We start from the raw sequence: 6000 nt of genomic DNA on the forward strand, positions 1-6000 counted from the left end.
CTAAATAAATCATTACAAAAATTTTCAAATAGGTCTTTTCAGCGAAAGAATGAATTTACAATTGTAATGATGAATATACTGATTCCGATGAACAAAATCCTCCAGCACCAATAACTGCTTATGAAAGGAAAATTATTGCCTTCTTCAATCTTTTTTACACCCTTATACAGCCAATTGTATTGAAACAAACCAAAATATAGAAAAACGACTCCCGTTACAAAAACAAACTAGCATTTCCAACACTTCCGAACTCCTCACTTTTCATCCTGACGTAATTTTCAGTATTTGTGTTCATTATGTAAAAAGACTCTGCAGCAACCTGAAGCTTAATTTACCAGCTGGCTACTACGTGAACCCATCCCTTGAATTTCTACACACTAGCCCATCATTTAATAATCCCTTTTTTGAATCGAGCTGAACGTTTCTTCAATACGGTTTACTCGTGAATTTAGCTGATTTACTCGTGAATCTGCGTTTACTCGTGAATTTCAACGATTTACTCGTGAGTTTAGCCGATTTACTCGTGAATCTGCGTTTACTCGTGAGTTTAGCCTGTTTACTCGCGAGATTTAGCGGTTTACTCGTGAATTTAACCTGTTTACTCGTGAATCTGCGTTTACTCGTGAGTTTCGGCGATTTACTCGTGAGTTTAGACGATTTACTCGTGAATCTGCGTTTACTCGTGAGTTTCAACGATTTACTCGTGAGTTTAGCTGATTTACTCGTGAATCTGCGTTTACTCGTGAATTTAACCTGTTTACTCGTGAATCTGCGTTTACTCGTGAGTTTCGGCGATTTACTCGTGAGTTTAGACGATTTACTCGTGAATCTGCGTTTACTCGTGAGTTTAGCTGATTTACTCGTGAATCTGCGATTTACTCGTGAATTTTAATTGTTCTATTCTGATTAAAAATGTTTATAACCCAATACACATAGTGGACAATGTGTCTTACATTCACTTCATTACTACTTTTGTTCTCCAACATAAAAAAAAGCTGATTACTCAGCTCTTTTCCATCGCTATTTCCACTCACAGCGTTTTTCTAAATGAGTAGCACCATTTATCATAATCTAATTTCTCTTCATAGAAACGGTGGGCATCGTTTCGCCGAATTCCAGATTCCAATGCCACATATGCAGCTCCGTTTTCTTTTGCCCAGTTATGTATATAATTCAATAACTTCTCTCCATATCCAAATGAACGGTGGGCAGAATCTGTTACAAGGTCATAAATAAATACGTGACGTTTATTATAAAAGTTCACTCTCCAGCTTAAACCAGCCAAGGATACAACCTGGTTATCTTTATATAAAGCAAACAAACAGTATCCATCTTTCCTCATTTCTTCAAGTAGCTCCAGATATGTTTTTTGAGTTAAGTCAGTACGCAGCTGATTCATGATTGGAAAGGCTTCTAACCATTGTTCTTTATTGGTTAATTCTTGTATTGTTTCTATCGAATTCACATTAACACCCCTGAAAGTTTTATTAGCATGTATTTCAACTTCCAACACCGTAATTCCTTTTTTACTGTATTGCTTCGATAATGTTGTAATCGCTTACAGAAGTAGTCGATGGGAATCATGATGTTTAACCGTACTTTTTTACGGCTAAAGTATGACTAGATCAATAGTTTAAGAGGAGGAGATTTTCTTTGAATATATATGAACAGCAAAAAAACGGACAGCCCGGACAAACACAGGAAAGACAGCCTGGCATTGAATCTGAGATGAATCCACTTCCGATTCAGCCAAAGGATTACATAGGAAGCGGTAAGCTAAAGGACCGCGTTGCCTTGATTACAGGCGGAGATAGCGGCATCGGACGTGCGGTTGCCATTGCTTATGCAAAGGAAGGCGCCCATGTGGTTGTGAATTATTTAGATGAGCACGGTGATGCCGAGGAAACGAAGCAGCTGATTGAAGCGGAAGGCGTTCGCTGCCTCTTGCTTCCAAGTGACGTTTCCGTGGAGGCGAATTGTAAGGAATTGATTACGAAGACTTTGGACGAGTTTGGAAAGCTGGACATCCTCGTCAATAATGCAGCGGTGCAGTTCCCGACGGAAAACATTGAGGACATCACGGACGAGCAATGGGACAAAACGTTCCGCACCAATATTTATTCAGTTTTTTACATGAGCAAGCACGCGGTTCCTCATATGAAACAAGGCAACTCGGTCATCAACACAACATCGATCAACCCATATAGAGGACATGCAACTTTGATGGATTATACAGCGACAAAAGGGGCAATCGTCGGATTCACGCGCAGCCTTGCACAGAATGTGGCTAAAAAAGGGATCCGGGTCAATATGGTGGCACCAGGCCCGATTTGGACTCCGCTCATCCCGGCGACGTTCGACGAACAATCCGTTGCCGAGTTCGGTACCGAGGCACCACTTGGCCGCCCTGGGCAGCCGGCAGATCATGCAGGCGCCTATGTGCTGCTGGCATCTGATGAAGGTGCATATATAACGGGACAGTGCATTCACATCAATGGCGGGATCACGATGTCCTCATAAACCCAAAACGACCGAAAAGCATGGTGCTTTTCGGTCGTTTTCATTTACATCCGTAAATACGAAATTTAATTTCCTATGCCGGGCGAATTCATTAATACTACTCTCCAACCATCCGGATCTTCAATGGTAACACCGGATTTTTCCCAATATGGATTTTCCGGAGAAACCGGTTCATACCCCATACCTTTCAATCTATTCGTGATATCCTCAATGGTTTTACGTTCAGGAATATAAAAGACAAGCAGATTATCTTGTGATGGGGCAGGACAAGGACTGCCATCTTTATGCTGAGTAAACTCCAGGTGATAGCTGGAATCAGGAAGCCCAATCATGATGCCGTCATATCCCTCATGCCCTTCAAAAGAACCGATTTTTTTCAAGCCTAATCCTTCACAATAGAAGTTCACAACCTTTTTTAGTTGATCAGTAGGACGTGCAACCCTGATTTGCGCTACTTTCATTTCATTCGGCCATTTACTTTCCATTGTCCCATCCCTCTCTGTATAGAGAATTTGTTGGAAGGCTTTTAAATTGAGTTCATTGACTCAACTTTGAATTACGCTAACAATTAGCCTTTATACTGACCTGTCCAGTTTCAACCAATTCCTTCAGTCCCCCCGCCAACCTTCTCCAATTTGGAGAAAGCGCCTGCTTGTTCTTTAAGACCTAGGAGGTCACAATTTCCTTTTTCATATTTTGAAAGGAATAGATATCGTTTGTAACTTTAAATGGTTCCCCGTTCTTGGAGAAAATTGCACTTCCATTTGGTATTGCATATATCTTTCGTTCATTTGATAGGGGAATTAATTCTCCATCTATATTATCCTCATAATGGACCTCAACACTAAACCCGACTAACCCCAAGCCCTTGATTACTATCGTTTCTGGATAGTCTTTATCTTTTGTTATGATGCAATCATTGCAGAGAGCTAATGAACCCGCACTATATCCAATGATTAAACCTTGAAAGTCTTTGATAATTGGGGCGAGCCCTTTTTCTTCTATTACATGGATCAACCTTTCTGGCTTTCCACCAATAAAATAAAGAATATCATGTTCTATTATAGAGCTTTTCATTTCGGTGTCTGAAAGGCCTTCGTTTAATGATTCAATACATACATTCTCCATTATTGAAAAGGCTTGTTTGATACTTGCCATCCAACTTTCACACCTGGAATTGTCGGTTGCAAAAGGGATTATCAGATCATTTTTGAAAGTTCCAGGAACACTTCACCTAATTCATTATTCGTCTGATTTCCGCCACCAATAAAACAAATATCCATATATGTCCCCCATTTATTCACATGCTATTCTCTTAAAACATTCTATGTAAAAAGGACAATACCTTTATATGTCACCGCTCTTCAGCTAATCTCCCCCGATAGTGACATAAAAAAAGACGGTTTTACCGTCTAATAGATTGCACTAGTTTTATTAGTCAAAACAAAACTAATATTGCGAAAAGAGAAGATAGAATTTATCCTGGAATATTTATAGTAATTAACAAATTCACACTGCCCGATTAATACTATTTACCAAATTTTAGGTGTTAAACTAATGATGGGGTTAGTACGAATAAAATATGATTAGGTTCATCACTCTTGTTCAAAAATCGGTGTTTAACATTTGGTGGAATACGTACGACATCTCCTTCATCTAAAAAATATTCGGTTCCTTCCAGTTCAACATATGCTTGACCTTTCATAACCACAGCAATCTCTTCTTTATTGTCATGTGAGTAATGACTCTCTGTAGTAGTAGAATGTGCATTCAAATCCATCATTAAGAGTTCAATATGTGCTTTCATAAAATCTGGTGTTAATACATCATAGACAATATGATCAGTATTTTCTCGATATACTTTCTTTCGATCTTTCTTTCTGGAAATGAGGGAATCTGTATCAATTTCATTAACAAACAGAGTAAATAGTGGCACGTTTAGTGCTTTTGCAATTAACTCTAGGACACTTAACGACGGATTCCCTTGTCCTCTTTCAATTTGGCTAATAAGTGATGTGCTAATTCCCGCATAATCAGCAAACTCACGAATTGTCATACCATTCTTCTTACGATAGTTTAATACTGTTTGTCCTAAGCGATGATTTTTCATGGCATATGCCCCTTTTAAAATAATGTATGTTTGATGTCTTTTGTGCTGACATACTAAACATGGAGAAATAATTCTTTTTTCAATAACATAAATATTTTATACTTACATTTGTACATTATAATATATTATTTTTATTATAGTAAACAAACGTAAAGGGGGAACAGTATTGAAGTCACCACTTATGTCTTACACGATCTTATTTTTGGGCGTATTTGCATTGTCTACTTCAGCAATCTTTGTGAAATTAGCAGATGCACCTGCGACAATTACAGCATTTTATCGGATGCTTTTTACAGCAGTAATGCTTTTGCCATTTTTATTAGTAAATAAAAAGAACCGTAAAGAAATACGTTCGTTGTCAAAAAAACAATGGGGACTTGGATTACTCTCAGGTTTATTCCTGGCAGCACATTATTTATTGTGGTTTGAATCATTAAATTACACATCGGTAGCAAGTTCGACTGTCATCGTCACATTACAGCCACTTTTTTCGATGGTTGGCGGTTACTTTCTATTCAAAGAGCACTTCAGTAAAGGCGCTATAATGGGCTGTCTCGTAGCGATTGCAGGAAGTATTGTCATTGGATGGCAGGATTTTCAAATTAGTGGGCAGGCATTATTTGGCGATATACTTGCTTTTATTGCAGCAGGTGTTATTACGGCCTACTTCTTCATTGGCCAGCATGTCCGTAAAAGGCTATCTCTTATCCCTTATTCAATCATCGGTTATACCAGTAGCGTACTATTTTTAAGTATTTTTGTTTTCAGCCAGCAAACTTCTTTCGTCAATTATTCCAAACAAACATGGTTGTCCTTTATTGGATTAGCGTTTATTGCAACGATATTAGGGCAAACGATTTTTAATTGGTTGTTGAAATGGCTAAGTACCTCAGTTATTTCAATGAGCATATTAGGAGAGACGATCGGAACTTGTATACTCGCATATTTCATTTTGGATGAGGTCATTTCTTTACAACAAGGTATAGGAATCGCATTCATCTTAATTGGTCTAGCATTATTTTTACTACAGCAAAGAAATAACAAATAAATAATTGGAGTACAAGAGATTTAATTTAAGGACAGTTATTAGAAGCTTGTTCAACTAAAGGAGGCATTATTTGAATCACTTCTACACTTTATCACTTAGACGTATTAGCTAAATAAAAGTTGTGTTTTTGCATTTAAAAAGTCTCTAAAAGATTAGATTAGTGATTTTTTCGTTTTTTTATAGAACTGACTTTTAAATCAGTTGTCTTAGAAATAAGGTAAAAATCATGCTCTAAGCTCATGTTTTCCTCCTTAAAATAAGTTTCTCGTTAGATCTAATATAGTATTCCTTATGGAACTATTCTGCCCCGATAGTTGCATAA

The 6000-nt window shown here is 37.7% G+C and carries 6 protein-coding genes and 1 pseudogene; 3 read left to right on the forward strand and 4 right to left on the reverse strand.

Translation table 11 applies throughout. The features are described from left to right. Positions 1–442: 442 nt before the first annotated feature. Complete coding sequence (locus tag J7J00_RS24025; RefSeq protein WP_214795238.1) at positions 443–892, forward strand: hypothetical protein; 450 nt, start codon at positions 443–445, stop codon at positions 890–892. A 138-nt stretch (positions 893–1030) separates the two neighbouring features. On the opposite strand, the gene J7J00_RS24030 is transcribed toward J7J00_RS24025, so the two are convergent. Next, the gene (locus J7J00_RS24030) at positions 1031–1465 is read right to left on the reverse strand and encodes a GNAT family N-acetyltransferase (protein WP_309487234.1); all 435 of its coding nucleotides are present in this window, start codon (positions 1463–1465) and stop codon (positions 1031–1033) included. Between the two features lie 188 nt (positions 1466–1653). Here J7J00_RS24030 and J7J00_RS24035 point away from each other — a divergent pair, with 188 nt between their 5' ends. Continuing rightward, positions 1654–2520: an SDR family oxidoreductase gene (locus J7J00_RS24035; protein ID WP_192206554.1), complete on the forward strand. Its 867-nt coding sequence runs from the start codon at positions 1654–1656 to the stop codon at positions 2518–2520. Positions 2521–2585: 65 nt separating this feature from the next. Here J7J00_RS24035 and J7J00_RS24040 read toward each other — a convergent pair whose 3' ends face one another. The 3 genes and pseudogenes from J7J00_RS24040 to J7J00_RS24050 form a co-directional block, all read right to left on the reverse strand. Beyond that, positions 2586–3005, reverse strand: coding sequence for a VOC family protein (locus tag J7J00_RS24040; protein ID WP_214795240.1), 420 nt, complete (start codon positions 3003–3005; stop codon positions 2586–2588). Between the two features lie 181 nt (positions 3006–3186). Further along, positions 3187–3678, reverse strand: coding sequence for a Type 1 glutamine amidotransferase-like domain-containing protein (locus tag J7J00_RS24045; RefSeq protein WP_214795252.1), 492 nt, complete (start codon positions 3676–3678; stop codon positions 3187–3189). Positions 3679–4069: 391 nt separating this feature from the next. Continuing rightward, positions 4070–4682, reverse strand: a pseudogene (locus tag J7J00_RS24050) (helix-turn-helix domain-containing protein). Between the two features lie 114 nt (positions 4683–4796). On the opposite strand from J7J00_RS24050, the gene J7J00_RS24055 reads away from it, so the two are divergent. Next, a complete protein-coding gene (locus J7J00_RS24055; RefSeq protein WP_214795244.1) occupies positions 4797–5678 on the forward strand; it encodes a DMT family transporter in 882 nt (293 codons plus the stop codon). Positions 5679–6000 lie beyond the last annotated feature (322 nt).

It is taken from the genome of Bacillus sp. ISL-4, assembly GCF_018613275.1.
Taxonomy (GTDB): Bacteria; Bacillota; Bacilli; order Bacillales; family DSM-1321; genus Peribacillus; species Peribacillus simplex_E.

Bases quoted from the DNA above. Each gene is read 5' to 3' on its own strand.
- J7J00_RS24040 (WP_214795240.1), bottom strand. From the start codon at position 3,005: ATGGAAAGTAAATGGCCGAATGAAATGAAAGTAGCGCAAATCAGGGTT.
- J7J00_RS24045 (WP_214795252.1), bottom strand. From the start codon at position 3,678: ATGGCAAGTATCAAACAAGCCTTTTCAATAATGGAGAATGTATGTATT.